Genomic DNA, 562 nt, shown 5'->3' with positions numbered 1-562 from the left:
CCCTGGACGAATTGAAGAACGAGATCACCGGCGGCCTGACCCCGGCCTCGTTCGAGCCGTCGATCGACTACGTCGTCACCAAGATTCCGCGCTTCGCCTTCGAGAAGTTCCCGGCCGCCGATGCGCGCCTGACCACCCAGATGAAGTCGGTGGGCGAGGTGATGGCGATGGGCCGCACCTTCCAGGAATCGCTGCAGAAGGCCCTGCGTGGCCTGGAAACCGGCAAGATCGGGCTGGACCCGACCGGCCTGGACCTGGCCAACGAAGACGACATCACCACCATCAAGCGCGAGCTCAAGGCCCCGGGCCCGGAGCGTCTGTTCTTCGTGGGTGACGCGTTCCGTGCCGGCTTCAGCGTGGAAGACGTGTTCGCGCTGTCGCACATCGACCCGTGGTTCCTGGACCAGATTGAAGAGATCATCCAGGCCGAAGCACAGGTCACGGCCGATGGCATCGACGCACTGGACGGCGCACGCCTGCGCAAGCTCAAGCGCGCCGGTTTCTCCGACGCCCGCCTGGCCGAACTGACCGGCACCAATGAAGCGGCCGTGCGCGCGCTGCG

1 pseudogene is annotated in these 562 nt (G+C 66.0%); it reads left to right on the top strand.

From position 1 onward, the window contains the following. Positions 1 to 562, top strand: a pseudogene (gene carB, locus DBR34_RS24240) (carbamoyl phosphate synthase large subunit); the annotation flags it as partial.

It is taken from the genome of Stenotrophomonas sp. HMWF003 (assembly GCF_003061285.1).
In the GTDB taxonomy this organism is placed as follows: Bacteria; Pseudomonadota; Gammaproteobacteria; order Xanthomonadales; family Xanthomonadaceae; genus Stenotrophomonas; species Stenotrophomonas maltophilia_AP.
The sequence above is the reverse complement of the archived record's forward strand: the minus strand, read 5'-3'. Positions and strand labels throughout refer to the sequence as shown.